Origin of the sequence: Sphingomonas sp. CFBP 13720 (genome assembly GCF_014842075.1) — a bacterium.
GTDB lineage: Bacteria > Pseudomonadota > Alphaproteobacteria > Sphingomonadales > Sphingomonadaceae > Sphingomonas.
Map to the genome: position 1 here is coordinate 1 of NZ_JACYVA010000022.1, position 614 is coordinate 614.

General features: G+C 62.2%; 1 pseudogene. It reads right to left on the bottom strand.

Features of this window, described 5'->3' with window-relative positions:
- Positions 1–535, bottom strand: a pseudogene (locus IFT55_RS17265) (IS5 family transposase); the annotation flags it as partial.
- Between the last annotated feature and the right edge of the window lie 79 nt (positions 536–614).

Below are 614 nucleotides of genomic sequence, written 5' to 3' on the forward strand. Positions count from 1 at the left end.
CGGTCGCGCAAGTCGTTGCCATCATAGGCCTTGTCGGCCAGCACCGCCCCGGCTTGCTGGCCATCGAGCAGATCGGGTGCAGAGGCGATGTCGCTGACCTGTCCCGGCGTGATGCGGAACCGTAAAGGGCGACCGAACGTGTCGGCGAGCATGTGGATCTTGGTCGTCAGTCCGCCTCGGGAACGCCCCAGCGCCTGATCCTTGGCCCCCCTTTTCCGGTCGCGGCCTGCTGGTGGGCGCGAACGATGGTGCTGTCGATCATCAGATACTGGTTGTCCCGGTCGGCCGTCAGCGCCTCGAATACCCGCTCCCACACACCGGCATGACACCAACGGCTGAAACGCCGGTGCACCGTCTTCCACTTGCCATAGCGTTCCGGCAGGTCGCACCAGTGCGCGCCTGAGCGCAACACCCACAAACATCCGTTCACGAACAAGCGGTTATCTGCGCCCGTCCGACCAGGATCAGCCGCCTTGCCCGGAACCAGCGACGCAATCCGAAACCATTGCGCCTCACTCAACTCGTATCGCTTGATCCCCATCATCTGCTCCGCGCCTCAGCACGGATGACTATGAATCAGCCTTCAACACATTTGGGAATCCTGAATGTCGATC